The 20,961-nt window shown below is 42.3% G+C and carries 19 protein-coding genes; 12 read left to right on the top strand and 7 right to left on the bottom strand.

All coding sequences use genetic code 11. The features are described 5' to 3' along the window. The first annotated feature begins 15 nt into the window (after positions 1-15). Positions 16-1,032: a sensor domain-containing diguanylate cyclase gene (locus LRQ06_RS12125; RefSeq protein ID WP_232766687.1), complete on the top strand. Its 1,017-nt coding sequence runs from the start codon at positions 16-18 to the stop codon at positions 1,030-1,032. Between the two features lie 66 nt (positions 1,033-1,098). Here the strand turns inward: LRQ06_RS12125 and LRQ06_RS12120 are convergent, their stop codons facing one another. The 3 genes from LRQ06_RS12120 to LRQ06_RS12110 all read right to left on the bottom strand — a co-directional run bounded on the left by LRQ06_RS12120 (position 1,099) and on the right by LRQ06_RS12110 (position 5,238). Continuing rightward, complete coding sequence (locus LRQ06_RS12120; RefSeq protein WP_232766685.1) at positions 1,099-2,394, bottom strand: L-cysteine desulfidase family protein; 1,296 nt, start codon at positions 2,392-2,394, stop codon at positions 1,099-1,101. A 143-nt stretch (positions 2,395-2,537) separates the two neighbouring features. Continuing rightward, positions 2,538-3,815, bottom strand: coding sequence for an NAD(P)/FAD-dependent oxidoreductase (locus LRQ06_RS12115; protein WP_232766684.1), 1,278 nt, complete (start codon positions 3,813-3,815; stop codon positions 2,538-2,540). A gap of 49 nt (positions 3,816-3,864) precedes the next feature. After that, a complete protein-coding gene (locus LRQ06_RS12110) occupies positions 3,865-5,238 on the bottom strand; it encodes a glutamine synthetase family protein (protein ID WP_232766683.1) in 1,374 nt (457 codons plus the stop codon). Positions 5,239-5,463: 225 nt separating this feature from the next. Here LRQ06_RS12110 and LRQ06_RS12105 point away from each other — a divergent pair, with 225 nt between their 5' ends. From LRQ06_RS12105 to LRQ06_RS12075, 7 genes are all read left to right on the top strand, one after another. After that, entirely contained in the window at positions 5,464-6,795 is a 1,332-nt protein-coding gene (locus LRQ06_RS12105; protein ID WP_232766682.1) for a glutamine synthetase family protein, read from the top strand. 33 nt (positions 6,796-6,828) lie between these two features. Further along, on the top strand, positions 6,829-8,172 hold the full coding sequence (locus LRQ06_RS12100; RefSeq protein ID WP_232766681.1) for an aspartate aminotransferase family protein: 1,344 nt from the start codon (positions 6,829-6,831) through the stop codon (positions 8,170-8,172). Between the two features lie 79 nt (positions 8,173-8,251). Further along, positions 8,252-9,316 (top strand): extracellular solute-binding protein, encoded by a 1,065-nt coding sequence (locus LRQ06_RS12095; RefSeq protein WP_308218828.1) that lies wholly within the window; start codon positions 8,252-8,254, stop codon positions 9,314-9,316. A gap of 60 nt (positions 9,317-9,376) precedes the next feature. Next, the gene (gene potA, locus LRQ06_RS12090; RefSeq protein ID WP_232766679.1) at positions 9,377-10,534 is read left to right on the top strand and encodes a polyamine ABC transporter ATP-binding protein; all 1,158 of its coding nucleotides are present in this window, start codon (positions 9,377-9,379) and stop codon (positions 10,532-10,534) included. Further along, positions 10,531-11,436, top strand: a complete 906-nt coding sequence (gene potH / locus LRQ06_RS12085; protein WP_232766678.1) for a putrescine ABC transporter permease PotH — start codon at positions 10,531-10,533, stop codon at positions 11,434-11,436. Before potA ends, potH begins: the two co-directional genes overlap by 4 nt. Continuing rightward, positions 11,436-12,275 carry an ABC transporter permease subunit gene (locus LRQ06_RS12080; RefSeq protein ID WP_232766677.1) on the top strand — a complete coding sequence of 280 codons (840 nt, stop codon included), beginning with the start codon at positions 11,436-11,438 and terminating at the stop codon, positions 12,273-12,275. Before potH ends, LRQ06_RS12080 begins: the two co-directional genes overlap by 1 nt. A gap of 13 nt (positions 12,276-12,288) precedes the next feature. Beyond that, on the top strand, positions 12,289-12,831 hold the full coding sequence (locus LRQ06_RS12075) for a cupin domain-containing protein (RefSeq protein ID WP_232766675.1): 543 nt from the start codon (positions 12,289-12,291) through the stop codon (positions 12,829-12,831). A gap of 73 nt (positions 12,832-12,904) precedes the next feature. Here the strand turns inward: LRQ06_RS12075 and LRQ06_RS12070 are convergent, their stop codons facing one another. Further along, entirely contained in the window at positions 12,905-14,392 is a 1,488-nt protein-coding gene (locus LRQ06_RS12070; RefSeq protein WP_232766673.1) for an aldehyde dehydrogenase, read from the bottom strand. 263 nt (positions 14,393-14,655) lie between these two features. Here LRQ06_RS12070 and LRQ06_RS12065 point away from each other — a divergent pair, with 263 nt between their 5' ends. Beyond that, positions 14,656-15,360, top strand: a complete 705-nt coding sequence (locus LRQ06_RS12065) for a glutamine amidotransferase-related protein (protein ID WP_232766671.1) — start codon at positions 14,656-14,658, stop codon at positions 15,358-15,360. Positions 15,361-15,424: 64 nt separating this feature from the next. Here the strand turns inward: LRQ06_RS12065 and LRQ06_RS12060 are convergent, their stop codons facing one another. Next, positions 15,425-17,356, bottom strand: a complete 1,932-nt coding sequence (locus tag LRQ06_RS12060) for a DNA topoisomerase III (RefSeq protein ID WP_232766669.1) — start codon at positions 17,354-17,356, stop codon at positions 15,425-15,427. A gap of 53 nt (positions 17,357-17,409) precedes the next feature. Next, on the bottom strand, positions 17,410-17,760 hold the full coding sequence (locus LRQ06_RS12055) for a Grx4 family monothiol glutaredoxin (protein WP_232766660.1): 351 nt from the start codon (positions 17,758-17,760) through the stop codon (positions 17,410-17,412). Positions 17,761-18,074: 314 nt separating this feature from the next. Here LRQ06_RS12055 and sodB point away from each other — a divergent pair, with 314 nt between their 5' ends. The 3 genes from sodB to LRQ06_RS12040 all read left to right on the top strand — a co-directional run bounded on the left by sodB (position 18,075) and on the right by LRQ06_RS12040 (position 20,193). Continuing rightward, positions 18,075-18,659, top strand: a complete 585-nt coding sequence (gene sodB, locus LRQ06_RS12050) for a superoxide dismutase [Fe] (protein ID WP_232766658.1) — start codon at positions 18,075-18,077, stop codon at positions 18,657-18,659. 188 nt (positions 18,660-18,847) lie between these two features. Then, positions 18,848-19,351, top strand: a complete 504-nt coding sequence (locus LRQ06_RS12045; RefSeq protein ID WP_232766656.1) for a VC2046/SO_2500 family protein — start codon at positions 18,848-18,850, stop codon at positions 19,349-19,351. 179 nt (positions 19,352-19,530) lie between these two features. Then, positions 19,531-20,193: an SDR family oxidoreductase gene (locus LRQ06_RS12040; RefSeq protein ID WP_232766654.1), complete on the top strand. Its 663-nt coding sequence runs from the start codon at positions 19,531-19,533 to the stop codon at positions 20,191-20,193. Positions 20,194-20,213: 20 nt separating this feature from the next. Here LRQ06_RS12040 and LRQ06_RS12035 read toward each other — a convergent pair whose 3' ends face one another. Then, positions 20,214-20,915, bottom strand: a complete 702-nt coding sequence (locus tag LRQ06_RS12035) for an MlaA family lipoprotein (protein ID WP_232767176.1) — start codon at positions 20,913-20,915, stop codon at positions 20,214-20,216. Positions 20,916-20,961 lie beyond the last annotated feature (46 nt).

Here is a 20,961-nt window from a genome sequence, read left to right as displayed (position 1 = left end):
AAAGGATATTTCATATTGAACAAATCTGATCACCTGGAAAATAGACAAACATCTGAAAATGAAGAACTGCTAAGTCGTTATTTTAAAATATTAGACACGCTGCCAGATCACATTTTTATTTTCTCAGAATCAGGGATATATGTTGATGTCTTCGGTGGTGAAGACAATGCGACTGGTTTCGACTGTAAACCCTTCATAGGAAAAAAGTTGCATGATGTTACCCCGAAAGAAATGTCAGATATGTTTCTGTTTTACATCCGTACATCATTGTCTACAAACCAAACGCAAAAAGTAAAGTACAAATTTGATGAGCAGGATATGATCGATTTACCTGCAGATGTGCCCAAACCTCAGGAAATCTGGTTTGAAGGTACTATCAAACCCCTTCCTCTGATACATGACGGGGAAAAAACCGTGTTATGGATTGCTAAAAACATAACCCAACAACATGTTCTTGAACAACAACTCAAGTCTTTATCAGAAATAGATGAATTAACCTCTATCTTTAACCGTCGTTCATTAACCAATACACTGAAATCCGCCATTGACGAATACCATCAGTTTGGACGTGTGTTTTCATTAATCATGTTCGACATTGATAAATTTAAGCGAGTCAATGACACTCTGGGGCATGCGGCTGGGGATGAAGTTATTAAACATGTAGTTAACGTTTGCCTGCAAGAATTGCGTTCATGCGATACTATCGGGAGATTTGGCGGAGAAGAGTTCGCTATTATTCTCAGAGATACACATATAGATAATGCCTTTTTCGTAGCAGAAAAACTCCGTATCCAATTAGAAGAAAGTGTCTGCGAACTTAGAAAATACAATGTCAATGTAACGGCCAGTCTCGGCGTGACAGAAGTATTAGCAGATGACTTCCATGTCCGAAGCATTATCTCACGGGCAGATAAAGCCATGTATCATTCCAAAATGAAAGGACGGAACTGCACCAGCTCATTTAATACTGAAGTAGAAACCAGAAATTCTGAATTCTCAAATTGCTCATGGTTGACCGTAAAAGCCGGATAAAACAGAGCACTCTCTTTCATTGGTTGAACCGTAAATTCAGATTAATGCAATGTGTTTTATATACTGTCAAGCACTTTTCCGAACCATAATATCCAAAATCTGAACATCCGTCTGAATCATTGAGCCATTAGCCAAAATGGATAAATTTCGGATAGATGTGTCCACATCATCGGCAACAATACCTTCATTACCTGACACATGAATATCATCAAGAGCCATCAAAGAGGCTTTGACTGCCGCTCCTGCTGATGAAGATACTTTCATAGCACAGCTGGTCTTTGCGCCATCACAGATAATACCGGCAATATCACCTATCATACTGCTCACTGCATAACTAATCTGCTTATAGCTCCCGCCCATCAGGTAGGTAATACCAGCGGCAGCCCCCATCGAAGCCGTGGTTGCACCGCAAAGAGCTGATAATTTATTCTGGTAACTTTTTATATAAATCGCCATTAAGTTCGCCATAATCAGAGCCCGTAACGTTTTCTCACGAGAGCTATTCAGATAATCAGCTGTGACGACAACTGGCATGGTTGCAGCTATGCCCTGATTACCGGAACCGGAATTACTCATCGCCGGCTTCATTACTCCATCCATTCTGGCATCGGAAGCTGAAGAAGTCCGGGCAAGCACTTCTGTTAGTAACCCACCGGAAAGCAGTCCTCTTTCAACATTACGCAGAAAAGTAGCACCAATCTGCAAACCGTAATGACCTGATAATCCTTCCTGAGAAAGAGCATCATTCAGCTCTTTAGCTTTTTCTATAAACTCGATATCTTCAACAGAGACATTCACCGAAAAATCATAAATATCTCTGGCTGACAGTTCTTCAAAAAGATTATCAGTTTCCTCTTCACAAGATGAAACCTTATCGGTTTTCCGTATATAAGTGGTAATACCATTCTCTTTAATCTGAACTACCTGTGTATGGCTGTCTGCAATCGTTACTGAAACGGTGTCTATTCCATTGCTTACCATGACTTCTGCATATAAAGCCTGTGAAATATCAGCAACATGAACGGAAACACTCCCACTATCTAAAAACTGTTTTGCTGACTCAACATCATCGTCAGTAATATTTTTTAATACTTCCAGTTCTGCCTCAGCATCACCGGCAATCGAACCCACAGCGGCTGCAATCGGTAATCCCACCATACCTGTACCCGGTACACCAACCCCCATACCATTTTTCATCAGATTAGGAGAAACATAAGCAACAACAGACTTCAGATCACCGGTTAATTTCTCTGCTGCAATGGCAGCAGCCAGAGCAACGGAAACGGGCTCTGTACATCCTAAAGCGGGTACCACTTCTTTTTTAGTGATATTAATCAACTTATCCCATACCTGCTCTTTCATCTGTTTATCCTTTTTTCTGTATCCGGTTAAACAAATATACGCTTGCAGTTAAGAAAGTTTTTCGTTTTTTTTACTTTAAAATCCTTATTTTTTAGAAAATTTTTCTATTTAAAAGCAGGAATAGAATAGACAACCAACAGTGATTACAGTAAATCTCTGATCCGATAGTAAGTCATTGCTAGTACTAAAGCCGGAGTTCTGAAGACCCTTCCGCCGGGGAACGGCATATGGGATATATGTTCAAAAACATCTATTCTCTCAGCAGTACCGGACACCGCCTCGGCCATCACTTTACCGCCCATACTGGTTGCGGCAATGCCATGGCCGGAAAAGCCTTGTGCGTAAAATACATTTTTCTTAAGCCGGCCAAAATATGGCGCCCGGTTCATTGTAATACCAACGAAACCTCCCCAGGCAAAATCAATTCTTGATTCTTTTAACTGTGGAAAAACATCCACCATCCGTTTACGCATTGAGCCTTCAATACTGCGGGGATCAATACCGGAGTAGCTACAGCGACCACCAAATAGCATCCGGTAATCACCCGAACACCGGAAGTAATCCAATACAAAATTAATATCACAGGCGGCAATATGATCTTTCATTAATCCTAAAGCTACATCTTTTCCAAGAGGCTCAGAGGCGCAAATGTACGTACCCACCGGCATTACCCGGCTTTCAAGTTTGAACTCCAGTCCATTCATATAAGCATTACAGGCTAAAAGAACATTATCTGCTGTAACGTGACCTCTCTCAGTATCCAACCGAACCTTATCACCATGATTGATCTTCCGTACAGCGCTTCCTTCATAGAAAGTAACACCAAGTTCTTTTGCTGCTTTAACCAAACCCAGTGTGTAATTCAGTGGATGTAAATGCCCACTATTATGATCAAGCATGCCAAAGGTATAGCGACTGCTGTCAATATGCTGACGAACTTCATTTTTATCCCAAAGTTCAAGAGAATCATAACCATACTTACCGGTCAGACTTTCATACCAGGCTTTCAGCTCCTTTTCATGTCGTGGCTTTACACCCAGATGAGCCATGCCATCGCGCCAATCGCAATCGATGTTATACTCTTTAATATAGGATTTCGTGGTCGCTAACCCTTCAAGCGACATATCCCATAATGTTTTCGCCTCCTCATCACCGACCAGTTTTTCTAACGTATCCTGCTCGCTGGCCCAGCCAAAGATTGCCTGACCACCACTTCTCCCGGAAGCACCCCAGCCAACTTTTTCAGCTTCAAGAACAATGACACTATAGCCTTTTTTGGCAAGTTCAATCGCAGCAACAGTCCCTGTGATTCCCGCTCCGACTACACAAACATCTGCTTTCTGTTCGCCTGTTAATTCCGGAAAATCGAATGACTGGTTCGCACTAAATGCATAATATGAATCTGCATGTGGTTGTTTCATTACCTGTTATCCTTAACTTACAAAATTTAACCGTTAATTTAGCACTCCGCTACATGTACCACTCATACTCCAGTGGTGATACTTTAGAAAAGAAATGGATTTGTTCGCTATGCTTACTCTCGTGATAGACCCGACAGAACCGGGGGGTTAAACGCTCACTTAAGACCTCACTACTGTGAAAACGTTCTAAAGCCTGAGGCCAGGAAAGAGGCAAAAAGTTTTCGCCTTCTTTATCATACGCATTTCCTTCAATGGCTTCAGGAGGTTCAATTTTCTTATCAATGCCTTCAAGCATCGTTGCCATGATAGTGCCAATAACCAAAAATGGATTACAGTCTGCACCAGGTAACCTGTGCTCAATTCTGGTATCTTCAAGATTACCGGAGGGAATACGAACAGCAACAGTGCGATTGTCCCATCCCCAGTTTGGCCACAACGATACAAACATATTCGGCTGGAAACGGCGAAAAGAATTGGCATTCGGGGCCAAAACCGCCATCGTATCAGGCATACATTTCAATATACCACCAATGGCATTTTCGAAAACTTTTGGCTGATTACAAAAAACATTCACCCCCATTGCATCCATCATACTGATGTGAATGTGACAACCATTACCGGCATGTTCAGTATAAGGTTTCGCCATAAAATTCGCTTCAAAACCATGTTTTTTAGCAATAGCCCGGATCACCCGCTTCATCAACATCGCCTGATCACAGGCTAATAAAACATCTTTGCTATGTTTCAGATTCACTTCAAACTGACCTGGTGCATATTCAGCAATAATGTTAGAAGCGGGAATATCCTGGATTTCACAAACACTAATGACTTCATCAATAAAACTACGAAATTCATCAAGCTCTTCCAGAGAATACACTTGCGTTTGCGTCATCCGCTTACCACTGACAGGCATGATGGGGGGCTGAGGACAACCATTTTTATCTAACTTGTTGTCCTGAAGATAAAATTCAAATTCGACTGCAACACATGGGTAAAAATGGCGATCGGTCATTTCCCCAATCTGACGATGCAACACATTACGTGGATCCGCAAAAAATCCCTGTGTCTCATCCCTGTTAAGCATGGTAATGACCGCCTGAGCCACCCCCTCTTTCCATGGAGTTACGTTTAATGTCCCCGGCACAATACGACAAAGCCGATCGCCGTCACCCAGTTCGAAACCAAGTCCGGTTTCTTCCACAGTTTCACCAGTAATGTCTAATGCAAATACTGATGCTGGCATACAAACGCCATTTTTGATGACTTTATGAAGCATACAGACTGGAATGCGCTTACCTCTTTCCATTCCATTCATGTCGAACAAAATCAAATCAATACTATTAATATCAGGATTCTGCTCTATAAATCTATCAGCAACAGATAGATCTTCTGCCGTCATCCATTTTTTTCTTCCTTGCTCCATTTTCGATATCCTTTTCATGCAGCTCAAAAAACAGACCATTTCTAAATAAACACAATGTTAAATATATTGCAACACATCATTTACATTGAACATAAAAAAGTTATTTTTTATAAAAATAATTAACAAAGCAATTGACAAGCGACCAATTTTTCGGCAATTCTAGGATTTAAGTTGTTACATAAATGTTTCAAAAAACTTTACAGTTAAACATGGACAGTGACTGATATGGATATCATCAAATCTTGGTTTAATGAAAACCGAATTACCGAAGTTGAATGTTTAGTTCCAGATATAACAGGTAACGCCAGAGGAAAAATCATTCCGGCACATAAGTACATTCACGATCAGGGGATGCGTCTTCCTGAAAGTCTGTTTTTTCAGACTGTGACCGGAGAATGGCCTGATGATGACAGTATGGTTGACCTGACTGAACGTGACATGCAGCTGCAACCTGACCTTAATACCATCCGGTTTGTCCCCTGGGCAAAAGAACCCACCGCCCAAATCATTCATGACTGCTTTGACTCTGAAGGCGAACCCGCCGATATTGCACCCCGAAGCGTATTAAGAAGAGTATTAAAGCTTTATGAGAAAGAAGGCTGGACTCCGGTTGTTGCTCCTGAACTGGAATTCTTCTTAGTCCAGAAAAATCTCGATTGGGATTATCCGCTGCAACCACCAATCGGACGTAACGGACGGCCTGAAACCGCCCGTCAATCTTTCAGTATTGATGCTGTAAACGAATTTGACCCCTTGTTCGAAGAAATGTACGACTTCTGCGAAATTCAAAAATTAGATGTTGATACGCTTATCCATGAATCGGGTGCCGCTCAGATGGAAATCAACTTTGACCATGGTGACGCGCTGGAAAGTGCTGATCAGGTTTTTTTGTTTAAAAGAACCGTACGGGAAGCCGCTCTGAGACACGATGTATATGCCACTTTTATGGCAAAACCAATGGAGCAGGAACCAGGCAGTGCCATGCATATCCATCAGAACGTTCTGGACATAGACGGAAAAAATCTGTTCAGTAACGAGGACGGCTCAAACAGTGATTTCTTTATGCACTTCATCGGAGGCATGCAGAAATACACCCCGGCTGCTATCTCATTCTTTGCCCCAAACGTCAATTCTTACCGCAGGTTGATATTTGGAGACTGCGCTCCGACAAACCTTGAATGGGGAGAAGATAACCGTACTGTTGGCTTAAGAATTCCGGTATCCGGCAAAAATTCCAGACGGGTTGAAAACCGTTACGTTGGCGCTGACGCCAATCCTTATCTGGCAATGGCTCTGAGCCTGGCCTCTGGGTATCTAGGCCTTAAAAACAAAATCAAGCCGACATCCATCTCTACTGATGATACCAGTCAGCACCCATACACGCTGCCACACACATTAGAGGAAGCACTGACGTTGTTAGACAACTGCGATGAATTAAAAGAAGTTTTAGGTGAACGTTTCGTTGCGGCCTATATCGCAATCAAACGTAAAGAACATCAAACGTTCTTCCAGGTCATCAGTTCCTGGGAACGAGAGTTCCTGTTACTTAATGTTTAACCAACTTTGATGTAAATGAAAAAGGATTTTCAAATGTCTGAATTAGTTCAATATGATGCGGAACACTGCTTCCACCCATTCAGTAACTATCATAATTTAAATACAAAAGGCTCACGTATTATCGAAAAAGCGGAAGGCATCTATATCTATGATGAAAATGGTCATGAGATCCTTGACGCAATGTCCGGGCTTTGGTGTGTTAATTTAGGCTACAGTTGTCAGCCTTTAATTGATGCTGCAACAGAGCAGCTCGGCAAACTTCCCTACTACAATCTGTTTTTTCAGACATCACATCCACCAGCGGCTAAACTGGCCAAACTGTTGTCGGAGGTTACTCCTGATGGAATGAATCACGTTTTTTTCACCGGTTCCGGTTCTGAGTGCAACGACACAGTTATCCGCATGGTTCGCTACTATTGGACCAACCTTGGTAAAAACAATAAAAAAACCATCATTGCCCGTAAAAACGCTTACCACGGCAGTACGATTGCCGGTGCAAGCCTGGGTGGCATGGAGTACATGCACAAACAAACAGGATGTGTTATTCCTGATATTGTGCACATCGACCAACCCTACGCTTTTGGTGAATGTGAAGGGGATGACATTGAAGCATTTGGTTTAGAACGGGCACGTCAGCTGGAAGAAAAAATTCTGGAATTAGGTGAAGACAATGTCGCCGCATTTATTGCAGAACCGATTCAGGGCGCGGGTGGCGTGATTATTCCACCCGAATCTTACTGGCCGGAAATCCAACGAATTTGTGACAAATATGAAATTTTGTTAATTGCCGACGAGGTTATCTGTGGCTTCGGGCGAACTGGTGAGTGGTTTGCAAGCGAAACTTACAATATTCGTCCCGATCTTCTTTGTATGGCAAAAGGGATTACATCCGGATACCTTCCTCTTGGAGGAGTAATGGTTCGCGATAATATCGCTGAAGTCCTCAATGCCGCTGATTCGGAATTTGCTCATGGATTTACCTACTCAGGACATCCGGCAGCCTGCGCAGTTGCTATTGCCAACATTGAAGAAATGAAAGCCCGTAACATTATTCCAAAACTAAAAGAATCCATCGTTCCTTATTTTGCCGATAAATGGAAAGAACTGGAACAACATCCGCTTGTTGCAGAAGCGAGATCAAAAGGAATGGTCGGTGCAATAGAGATCGTTCGCGATAAAACCTCCGGAGAGCGCTACGACAAAAATTTGGAAGTAGGAATGCAATGCCGGGAACACTGCATTGAAAATGGATTAATCATGCGTGCAGTGGGAGACACAATGATAGTTTCTCCTCCACTGATCATCACCAAAGATGAAATCGATTTGCTCGTTGAACGGGCAAAACTGGCACTCGACAAGACCCTGACTAACTTATAAGTCTTGTCAAACATATCAACCCCATGGATTGGAGAATAATATGTTTAACAAACTCAAAAAAACGGCTCTGGTTGGACTCATGGCAGCCTCAGTTGTCTCAGTTGTTCATGCTGAAGAAGAAAAAGCTCTGAACATTTACAACTGGTCAGACTATATTGCCGAAGATACCATCAGTAAATTTGAAAAAGAAACCGGCATCAAAGTTGTCTATGACGTTTTCGATTCAAATGAAGTATTGGAGGCAAAAATTTTATCCGGTAATACCGGCTTTGATCTGGTTGTTCCATCCAATGACTTCCTCGGACGTCAGGCAAAAGCAGGGGCATTTATGCCTCTGGATAAAAGTAAGCTGACTAACTATAAAAACCTAGATCCACAACTTATGAAAATGCTTTCGGATTCTGTAGATCCGGGAAATAAATATGCGGTGCCATATCTGTGGGGTACAACAGGAATTGGTTATAACGTTAAAAAAGTCAAAGAGTTGCTTGGTGATGATGCACCGGTAAATAGTTGGGATTTGGTATTTCAGCCCAAATACATGAAAAAACTGAGTAGCTGTGGTGTCGCATTTCTGAATGCACCAACCGAAATCATGGCCTCTGCACTAAATTACATCGGGAAAGATCCAAACTCAACCAATCCGGCAGATTATAAAGCCGCATTGGCAATGCTGAAAAAAATTCGCCCTTACATTTCATATTTCCATTCATCTCAGTATATCAATGATTTAGCTAACGGTGATATCTGTGCGGTTATCGGATGGTCAGGTGATGTCATGCAGGCAGCCGATCGGGCTTCGGAAGCAAAAAATGGCGTTGAAATTGCATACTCAATACCTAATGAAGGCGCGTTAGCCTGGTTCGATTTAATGGCAATTCCAAAGGATGCAAAACACCCGGAAAACGCACTGAAGTTTATTAACTTTATCTTACGACCAAAAATTATTGCGGATATTACAAACTATGTCTGGTATTCCAATCCAAACATTCCATCACGCAAATTCGTGGATAAAGAAATACTGAACGACCCAAGTATCTTCCCGACACCGGAAGTTCAGAAAAAACTGTACTCAAGCAAGATGCTACCGATGAAAGTTACACGTGTCCTGACCCGTACATGGACTGACTTCGTTAAAAACTAATCATGGAAACCGTCCCCAGCAAGTCTGGGGACAGACAGATTACGCAAACAAGGAGTTGTTATGACTGTGTTAGCTGTAGAATCAGAACCAATCGAGAGTGAACTGGCTCTCCATTTGGCCCCTAAGCCTGAAAAAAAAGTATTACTGGAAATTAAAGGGCTAACAAAAGAATTTGACGGACAGGCAGCCGTAGACAAAATTGATCTGAAAATCAATCAGGGTGAAATTTTCGCTTTGCTGGGTGCATCCGGTTGTGGTAAATCCACTCTCCTGAGAATGCTTGCTGGCTTTGAACCGCCAACCGAAGGACAAATTATCCTTGATGGCGAAGATCTTTCCAAAATTCCACCCTATAAACGGCCGGTCAATATGATGTTTCAGTCGTATGCGCTTTTTCCACACATGACTGTATTTAATAACATTGCGTTTGGTCTGAAGCAGGATGGAATTCCTAAAAAAGAAATTCACAGCACTGTTGAAGAACTCCTTAAACTCGTTCACATGAGTGAGTACGCAAACCGGAAACCGCATCAGCTGTCAGGCGGGCAACGGCAACGGGTAGCTTTGGCCAGAAGTCTGGCGAAAAAACCCAAATTATTATTACTCGATGAGCCGATGGGCGCATTAGATAAGAACCTGCGTGAAAAAATGCAGTTGGAAATTGTTGATATCCTTGAACGTGTGGGGGTGACATGTGTCATGGTAACTCACGATCAGGAAGAAGCCATGACAATGGCTAACCGCATTGCCATTATGAATAAGGGACAATTTGTCCAAATTGGCGCTCCGGAATCCATTTACGAATCACCAAACTCTCGCTTCAGTGCTGAATTCATTGGCTCAGTTAACATTTTTGAAGGTACCTTAGATTTCGTACGCAGCGACCGGGCAGAAATTATCTGTAACGACCTGGAAAAGCCAATCATCCTGAATCATGGCATCTCCGCAACCCCGGGAACACAACTGATGGTTGCCGTTCGCCCGGAAAAAATGTACCTGTGCAGCGAATCCCTCAGTCAGGGGAATACCTGCTCCGGAATCGTAGAAGATATCGCCTATCTGGGGAGTCAGTCTATCTATCACGTTCGTCTGCCAGGTGGTAAGTTAGTCACAGCAACTGTACAGAATGTTAATCGTGTTAATACACAAATGCCGACATGGAATGATCCAATCAGTCTCTACTGGGAAATGGAAAGCGGGGTAGTATTAACAATATGAATATTATTAATCGAATGAAAGCGATACCCTTTGCCCGTTATACTGTTGTCGGCGTTCCTTATACCTGGTTATTACTGTTCTTTTTGCTGCCATTTATCTTTGTCTTTAAAATAAGTCTGACTGAGGCACAACTATCCATTCCACCCTATTCCAATTTGTTCAGCTATCTGAACGATCAGCTACAGGTCTTTCTGAATATTGGCAATTATCTCTATTTAGTACAGGATGATTTATACGCATCCTCATATCTTCTATCCATTAAAATTGCCTTAATCTCCACATTTCTGTGTTTATTAATCGGTTTCCCAACAGCCTGGGCGATTGTCCATTCAAAGTCATCCACCCGTAATGTCCTGTTAATGCTAATTATTTTACCATCATGGACCAGTTTCCTTATTCGGGTTTACGCATTAATAGGCCTGCTAAAAAATAACGGACTGCTGAATAACCTGCTGATGAATATCGGATTAATCCACGAACCGTTAAAAATCCTTCACACTGATTTAGCTGTCTACATCGGCATTGTTTATACCTATTTACCTTTCATGGTATTGCCCATCTACACCGCATTGATGAAAGTCGATTATTCACTGGTAGAGGCTGCTTTTGACTTAGGTGCCAAACCAGTAAAAGTGCTGTTTCAGGTACTTATCCCACTCACGAAGTCAGGCATTATTGCCGGTTCGATGCTGGTCTTTATTCCGGCCGTAGGTGAATTTGTTATTCCGGAACTACTCGGAGGGCCGGATTCAATTTTGATCGGACGGGTACTGTGGCAAGAGTTCTTTAACAACCGGGACTGGCCGGTCGCTTCTGCGGTTGCCATTATCATGCTGCTTATACTGATGGTACCTATCCTATGGTTCCATCGCTATCAGAAACGAGAACTGGAGAATGCCTGATGAATGCAATTCCTGTTTATAACAATAAATGGAAATGGCTAATGCTGGGATTAGTATTTTCCTTCCTCTATATTCCTATCGTGGTTCTTATTGCTTATTCATTTAATGAAAGCAGGCTGGTTACTGTGTGGGCCGGATTTTCCACGAAATGGTACGGAGCACTGTTTCAGGACAGTCAGCTTATCGGTGGCTTAAAACTCAGCCTGATGATCGGCGTATTGGCCGCTTCTGCTGCTGTTGTCCTTGGCACAATTGCCGCTTTTGTTCTTCAACGATTTGGGAAATTTAAAGGTGAGACCGGCTTTGCCTTTATGATCACCGCCCCCTTAGTTATGCCGGATGTCATAACCGGCTTATCATTATTACTTTTGTTCATTTCACTGGGACAATATTTTGACCTCTTCGCACACCGGGGGATGATAACAATCTGGATCGCGCATGTCACATTCTGTACCGCTTATGTCACTGTAGTGGTCAGTTCCCGGCTACAGGAACTCGATCAGTCAATAGAAGAAGCGGCATTGGACTTAGGTGCTCCACCATGGAAAGTTTTTTTTCAAATTACCATCCCAACTATCGTCCCTGCCCTGTTCGCCGGGTGGTTGCTGGCATTTACGCTGTCGTTAGATGACCTTGTTATATCAAGTTTTGTATCCGGTCCAAGCGCAACAACTTTGCCTATTGTCGTGTTCTCCAGTGTTCGTTTGGGGGTCAGCCCTAAAATTAATGCACTGGCTACACTTATGATTCTTATAGTATCATGTGCTACCTTCTTAGCCTGGTGGCTAATTGCAAGAGCAGAAAAAAAACGACGAAAGGAAATGCGTTCTATTACCTAGTTTGGAGAAGTTTATGGATGTCGGTAGCCAGTTAAAAGCCATTCGTATAATGAAAGGAGTTTCGCAAAGAGAACTAGCGAAATTGAGTGGGGTTACCAACTCCATGATCTCTCAGATTGAGAAGAATCAGGTGAATCCGTCAGTCGGCTCACTCAAAAAGGTTCTGGACGCAATGTCCGTATCTATGGGGGAATTTTTCACTATGGATATAGAAGAACAGGAAAAAATCTTTTACAACGCCGAAGAACTGGTTGATTTGGGTGATGGTGAAATTCGTATGATGCTTGTCGGAAGTCAGCGGGCTAACCGGAAACTCACGATGATGCGTGAAATATACCCACCCGGAGCCGACACCGGCACTGATTTTATGAAACATGACGGTGAAGAAAGTGGCATCGTTCTGCGGGGCGAGATTGAAATTATTATCGGCAATCAAAGCAAAACATTAAAAGCCGGAGATTCGTATTATTTTGAAACCAGGAAACCACACCGGTTTCGTAACAAAGGCAAGATAGAATGTGAACTGATCAGTGCAGCAACTCCCAGCACGTTTTAATCTCCCTTTGCGATTTCTGAACATAAAAAATGAGCCTCACATCCCGGGGCCCATTTTCTGTTCACCAACCTGTTTAATCTAATTCAATCCAGGTTGATTTTAACTCTGTATATTTTTCAATGGCATGTAGAGACTTGTCCCGCCCATTACCACTCTGCTTATAGCCTCCAAAAGGCATCGTCATATCGCCGCCATCCCAGTTATTTACAAATACGGTCCCGGCTCTTAATGCCCGGGAACAGCGAACCGCTTTAGTAATATCGCTTGTCCACAATCCTGCTGCCAACCCATATTCACTGTCATTTGCAATCTCAAGAGCCTCATCTACCGTATCAAATGGAATCACTGACAGCACCGGACCGAATATTTCTTCACGGGAAATTCTCATCGCAGGCGTTACATTCGTAAAGATCGTCGGTTCAACAAAAAAGCCCCCGGTTTCCTGCAATACCTGTTTACCACCGCAAACAAGCGTTGCGCCTTCTTTAACTCCAATATCGATATAACTCAGAATTTTGGATAATTGTTGCTCATCAATAATCGCTCCCATCGAGCTATCAATGGTTAGCGGATTCTTTGGCTGCCAGTTTTTTACACCGTCTTTCAATTTACTCACAACATCATCATAAATAGATCGATGAACCAGTAACCGGGACCCTGCAGTACATACCTCACCTTGGTTGTAGCAAATAGCAGAAACTGCTGTTGCTACTGCTTTATCAATGTCTTTAACATCATCGAAAATAATATGAGGGCTCTTACCACCACACTCCATAAAAGTACGTTTAAGGTTGGACTCACCAGCAAATGTGACTAATTTTTTCCCAACCGCCGTTGAACCAGTAAATGTAATACAGTCAACATCATTATGAAGAGCAAGTGCCTGCCCCGCTTCATTCCCGAATCCGGGCAGTACCTGAAAGACACCGGCCGGAATCCCGGCTTCAAACGCCAGTTCAGCAAGATAAATTGCCGACAGCGGACTTTTTTCCGAAGGCTTAACAATGACGCTGTTTCCTGCGGCCAGCGCAGGACCCAGCTTCCAGGAAGCCATCACTGACGGGAAATTCCAGGGAACGATCGCTGCAACAACACCAACCGGCTCACGAGTCACTAAAGCCAAAGCATCGCTAGATGTCGGAGCAACTTCATCATAAATTTTATCAATCGCTTCAGCATTCCACGCTATACACCGGGCAGTAGCCGGAGCATCATAACCCATAGCATCTGAAATGGGTTTTCCTGCATCCATTGACTCTAACAACGCCAGTTTTTCAATATTAGCCTCAATTAGCTGTGCAAATTTCTGTAGGCTCTTTTTTCTTTCAGACGGGGCAAGCTCAGACCAACAACCACTGTTAAAAGCCTGTCTGGCAGCCGTTACCGCTAATTCCACATCCGCTTCACCGCACCGAGCAACATCACCAAGTGACTCGCCATTTGCCGGATTGATACAGGAAAAAGTTCGTCCTTCAGCTGAATTTGTTAAAGTTCCGTTAATAAACGCCTGCGTTGAATAGGTGAGCTGTTCTGCAAACTCGTGCCAAGATTGATTATCCATAATATTCCTTGTTCCGCCCGATTGATCTATGATGATTTAAAGAGTTAATGAAATGATTGAATTCCCTTCATTAACCGGATGCAATTACAAACGCAGTCAGGTTTTCCTTTTCTGACCTAAATGTTAAATATTTTAATTTTTGTTTACCAAATTGATAAAAATAATTACGATAGTGTTAATTATATTAAATCATTCTCGGAAATGCATCAAGACAACAAGACAGATACTTTCTGTCTGCTCATCAGATACAAGGACAGGTCTCTATGATGAAAATTGGAATCATTGAATGCGATAAAGTCGCACCAGATTTAGCAAAGGACTACGGTGAATATGCCGATATGATTATGGCAACTCTCAGTCCTCATGCTTCTTTCGAATTTACATTATTTAATGCAGTAAATTGCGAGTTACCGGATAAAAATGATGATTGTGGCGGCTATATCATTACCGGCAGTACGCACGATGCCTATTCTGACCAGCAATGGATTCATTCACTGGTCGACTGGATTCGTCTCTGTGACGAACAAAAAAAACCGCTAATTGGTATTTGTTTCGGTCATCAAATCATCAGTCTTGCTCTTGGAGGTACAGTTCGGAAGTCGGAAAAAGGCTGGGGAATCGGCATGAGTGTCAACGAAGTACATGAGTCCCCTCAGTGGATGACGCCTCATCTGGATGTTCTTAATCTGTTGGTCAGTCACCAGGATCAGGTTATTGACATCCCTGACTCCATGAAAATTATTGCCTCAAGTGAGTTTTGCCCCAACTATATGCTGTCAAAAGACGACCATATTTTAACCGTTCAGGGACACCCGGAATTCTCAGTTGAGTTTGACCGAAAACTGGTGGAAAGAAAAAAACCACTACTGACCATGGATCAGTATGATCATGCTCTGACCAGCCTTGAGCTTCCTCCACATTCGTCGATCGTAATGCAGTGGTTTGCTCAGTTTCTGTCACAAAAATAAGCTGCGACGTTTGATTCGGTTTCCCTGCTCAATGTAAAGCACGCAGGGAAACATACTCTCAATATTAGCGCGATTTTCGTCTGGTTCTCTTGACGGCCTTTCTCGTAAATCCACTGCTCTGAGTCGACAGAATCTTCATAGATTCGGGAACAGGCTGAATCTTCACATTATCAATCAACTGAGTAATATTACTGGTTAGCTCTTTCATAAAAGGCTGATATGCCTGACCTCTTTCTGCCATATCATGAAGTTGTTTTTCCCAGTGGGCTGTCATATCAGGATAAGTTGCTGTATCGGGTAAGGCATGTATTAATGCTTTACCCGCAGGTGTACTCAGAATTTGTTTCCCATGTCTTGTCATAAGCTGACGGCGAATTAAAGTATCAATAATTCCGGCTCTTGTTGCTTCCGTCCCCAATCCATCCGTTTCACGTAAAATAGATTTAAGTGACGAATCGCTGACAAATCTTGCAATCCCTGTCATTGCCTTTAGTAAGGTTGCCTCTGTAAAGTGAGCCGGTGGCTCTGTTTTTTTCTGTTGAATCATGCCTTCCCGACAAAGCAGTTCCGTGCCTTCTTTTAAGGGGGGAACTAAAGCATCACAGTCCTGTTTTTCATGACTAAAACCGATCACTTTTTTCCAGCCAGGGGCAATAAGCGCTCTTCCGGAAGCAATGAATTTTCCACCTTCAATAGAAAATTCCAGACGACTCTCTGAAAATTCAGCGGCAGGATAAAACTGCAGAAGATACTGCCGTGCAATTAAATGATACACCTTCGTTTCTTTATCGCTGAGAACCACGGAGGCCACTGTTTTACTGGTCGGAATGATTGCATGGTGAGCTTCTACTTTATCATCGTTCCATGCTTTTGAACGTAATTGAGTATCAGAATCAGAAACTGACGCCTGCAACCCGGGATCTTGTTTGGCAATCGCCGCCAGCACTCTGTCTGCCTCTTTAAAATGCCCGGCAGGCAGATAACGACAATCAGAACGGGGATAAGTAATCAGTTTATGTTTTTCGTACAAAGACTGGCAGGCATCCAGAGTTTGCTGCGCATTAAGGTTATGCCGTCTGGATGCATCAATCTGCAACGCAGAAAGTGAGTATGGTAAAGGTGGGTTTTGTTTTGTTTTTTTATGCTCACTTTTACTAACGATCGCCGGTTTTTCTTTTATACGCTGAGCAACATTCTCAACCAGTTTTAAATTCAGAACTCTCCCTTCTGAATCCATCCAGGGAGAGCAAGCCTCACTTGGCTTCCACCTTGCCTTAATATCGCCGCTGGCATGCTCACCGGCGAAGGGAATCAGAGCATGAAGCATAAAATAGTCATGTGGAACAAAATTCACTATTTCTTCATCCCTGCGAACCACCAATCCCAATACCGGGGTCTGAACCCGTCCGACAGACAAAACGCCCCGATACCCGACTTTCTGCCCTAACAGGGTATAAGCCCGGGACAAATTCATACCATACAGCCAGTCAGCTCTGGAACGTGCCAGCGCTGAAACAGACAAAGGAATAAACTCTGAATTCAGAGGCATATGCTTCATGGACTGTCGAACGGCGGATGCATTTAAATCATTTATCAATAAACGCCTGGCTTCGCTTTTTCGTTTTTGAATAACCCGGCAATGATCGATCACTTCATCAACAAGTAACTGACCTTCCCGGTCCGGATCTCCTGCATGAATAATATCTAAAGGTTCCTTCAGCAGTTTTTTTATTTTTGATAATTGTTTTGTCGCACTTTTTCTCGGCTTCAGCAGCCACTTATCGGGAAGAATTGGCAAAGAGTCCAAAGACCACTTTTTATATATTGCATCATATTCATCCGGCTCAACCTGCTCTAATAAATGTCCGATACACCACGTAACCACATCACCGTTAGCACAGCGAATGGCACCATCTTCTCTTTTATGGGGTTTAGGTAACACATCAGCGATTGCCCGTCCTAAACTTGGTTTTTCAGCAATATATAAATAAGGCATAACAAAAAGCCACGATAATTCGTGGCTTAAACATAGCAAATTAACCTGTAATTTTATACAGTTTCTTTATTGTCTGAGCCGGAATCCGCCCGTTGTGCAGCTTCTTTTATCAGTGGTTGCAATTCGCCTTTCTGAAACATCTCAACAATAATGTCACATCCGCCAATCAATTCGCCTTCCACCCATAGCTGAGGGAAAGTTGGCCATTGGGCATAAGTCGGTAACTCGGCACGGATATCTGCATTCTGCAGAATATCCACATAGGCAAATTTTTCACCACAAGCCATCAATGCCTGTGATGCCTGTGAAGAAAATCCACAACTTGGTAATTTTGGGGAACCTTTCATGTAAAGCAGGATTGGGTTTTCATCAATCTGCTTCTTAATTTTATCTATTGTTTCCATTGCATCCTCTCGAAGATTCTTTGCTATAACTATCTATTTTAAAGAATTAATAAAGAATAAAAAGCCTATAATAATTATGGATATTGCTTATTGGCACTAAAATCCTTTATTTTAACGTCGTCCAAGGTATCTAATTTCTTCTAGAATAGTAGAAATAGTTATGAACATAGTTCTATATTTTTCGAAAAAACCTTTAAATAAAGTAAAAACTTGCTAAAATATAGCACAAGTCAGCCGTATTGACGAATAAAGACAATTATTACAATCGGAAGCAATGAAAGAGAAACTCTTTCAACACAAAGGAGAATCCAGCAATGGCATTTGAACTACCCGCTCTTCCTTACGCAAAAGATGCATTAGAACCGCACATTTCAGCAGAAACTCTCGATTTTCACTACGGGAAACACCACAACACTTATGTGGTAAAACTCAATGGCCTGATCCCCGGTACTGAATTTGAAAACAAATCTCTGGAAGACATTATAAAAACGTCAACTGGTGGTATTTTTAATAACGCAGCTCAGGTTTGGAACCATACGTTTTACTGGCATTGTCTGTCTCCAAAAGGCGGAAATGAACCTACTGGTGTAGTTGCTGATGCGATTAACGCTGCATTTGGCTCATTCGAGGAATTCAAAGAAAAATTCACTGAATCTGCCGTTAATAACTTTGGTTCAGGCTGGACATGGCTGGTTAAAAAAGCAGATGGTTCAGTTGCAATCACAAACACATCAAATGCGGCAACACCACTGACAGAAGAAGGTATCACTCCACTTCTTACTGTTGATGTTTGGGAACACGCATACTACATAGATTACCGCAACGTTCGTCCTGACTATCTTGCCGCTTTCTGGGCACTGGTTAACTGGGAATTTGTTGCCGAAAATCTAGTTAAATAAGATTTTTATTCTTATTTTAAATATCTCAGGTAATTAAGCCTGCTCATGCGGGCTTTTTTATCGTAATCCACACGACCCACCTTACTTAAGTCATTCTGAATTCGCTGTAAAAACTTTTACTCAACATCAACAACCTCTAAAGCTTTCTAAGTCTCTGTCGCTATTATAATTAACAAGTGGAGAGATGAATGAACAAAACCGATTTTATCAGCGCAAATCTGATAACCGAAATTCAATGCGGCACCAGCGTCAATCTGGCCATTTCTGAACAACGCAGGGCAGATTTTGCTCTTTTACTGGCAATGCTCTCCAACGACGCTTGTGAAACAACTCCCATCGATACAATCTCACCGGATAATTCAGACAGTGAAAGGATAAGAAAACAATTGTCCGTACCTCAGGAACAACCGCTTATCTCAACCCCGGACTCTTACAAAACATCTGCCCACATTGCGGATTTGTTCCATTCTGCAGGACTATACAGCGCTAAGTTTAACCACTACCTGACACCTGAAGCACTGTGTTATCGCCCGGAAAAGACTCAGGGACTAGAGGAAGACGTGTACCATAATCTGTCAGGACACACTATCCGTAGGATGAACAAACAGGCAGAGGCTGAAGTACTCAGTCAGGAACTCTACCATCAGTTGATAGATGCTCAGCGACGAGACCAATTAATGTCCCACTCCTGATAGATAAATATTGTAAATACATGTTAAGCCCGAAGCATTTTTGTGAGTCTCTACAAGGTTTAGCACACCAGTTATTTTGCAGCGTCAAATATGCGAATCCATTCACAACCACTCAGTCGTTACTAAGCCATGCTTTTATACATTAGCAACAAGGGTGTTGCTCAAAGCGGGATTATAGAATGCATATTAATAAATCTACTATTATCATCACATCTGCAGGCTCTCTGGTCGGTGGAACGTTAGCTGAGCGGTTTTGCAAACTGGGCGCAAGGCTTATTTTGATTGACCGTTGTGAACCGATGTTAAATGAAACCTATCAGAGGTGCAGGAGTATTTCGGAAGATGTCGACTGTATCAACGTTACAGATTATAGTACCCAATCAATAGAAGCGTTTTTCTTATGGATTGATCAACACTGCGAACATTCACCCAATGTTTTAATTAACTTATGGCCTAAACCGGAAATTCCATCAATAACGGATGACCATCCAATTGAAGATTTCTCTTCCAACATTTCTTCTATTGCAACAACTTTATTTTCATTCGCACAACTATTTGCTCAAAGAGTAAGAAACAATGAAGAAGGAGGAGTTGTCGTTAATATTATTGCCAATTCAGAAGAAACAAAAGCCAGTCATGGCATCGATCACACGACATCAATGGTATCAGGATTTACTCAAAGCTGGGCTAAAGAGCTAACCCCTTTTAATATCAGAGTTGGTGGTATTTTCCCTAACGCTTCTTACGAGGAACCCAGTAATGAGCTCCTTGAAGATGTCATAAGAAACACGGAATATATCCTTGAAAACGAATACTTTAGTGGAAGGATAATGACGGCATGATAAATTGAAATAAAACTGGATTACTCATCATCAAGCATATCTAGATAATCATCCAACATTTCTTCCTGTTTTTCATCAAACTTATCATCCTGAATGTCTGCTTTAAAATCCTGACGCTGATAGTAAATACCTCTGACCAGAGAGTAAGGATCTGGTGAGTTTTTCAGCATAGCTTCCTGGTTGGCAAGAGCCGCCCTCGTTTCCATACCTTCAAAGACAAACTTACCTATCGAAGCCCAGATATTCAGGTAAGATAATGGTGCATAAGTGTAATCCACTAGATCAGTTGCTTCTCTCGGAGTATAAGGACCCGCACCAGGTAACATCATATAGGGACCGTTTCCGACACCATAATGACCTAAAGCATCACCGAATGCTGTCTGGCCTTCTTTTTCAATACCTGCAGCAGAAGCAATATCTAACAATCCAAACAAACCGAAGGTACTGTTAATCCAAAAGCGGTTAAAATGATTTACGGCGACTTTGAAATTTCCCATCAAGAGGTTGTTAACGAAACTTGCAGGTTCGTCTAAGTTAGAAAAAACGTTTGAAATAGCCAGACGAATTGGATGAGGGACATAGCCAACATATGCAAGAGAAACCGGTTTGATGATATACGGGTCCAAAACATCATAATTCAGAGACCATGTTTTCCGGTTCAAAGATTCAAGAGGATCATTAATCTTAGAAACATATTTAACCTCATCTTCAGAGGTTGGCATATTCTTAACATTGGTAATTGTTTTCTGTTGAGTTTCACCTGCCTCT

The organism is Vibrio salinus (assembly GCF_021272385.1).
Taxonomy (GTDB): domain Bacteria; phylum Pseudomonadota; class Gammaproteobacteria; order Enterobacterales; family Vibrionaceae; genus Vibrio; species Vibrio salinus.
Note: the sequence above shows the minus strand (reverse complement) of the source record. Positions and strands in the feature narration are given on the sequence as shown.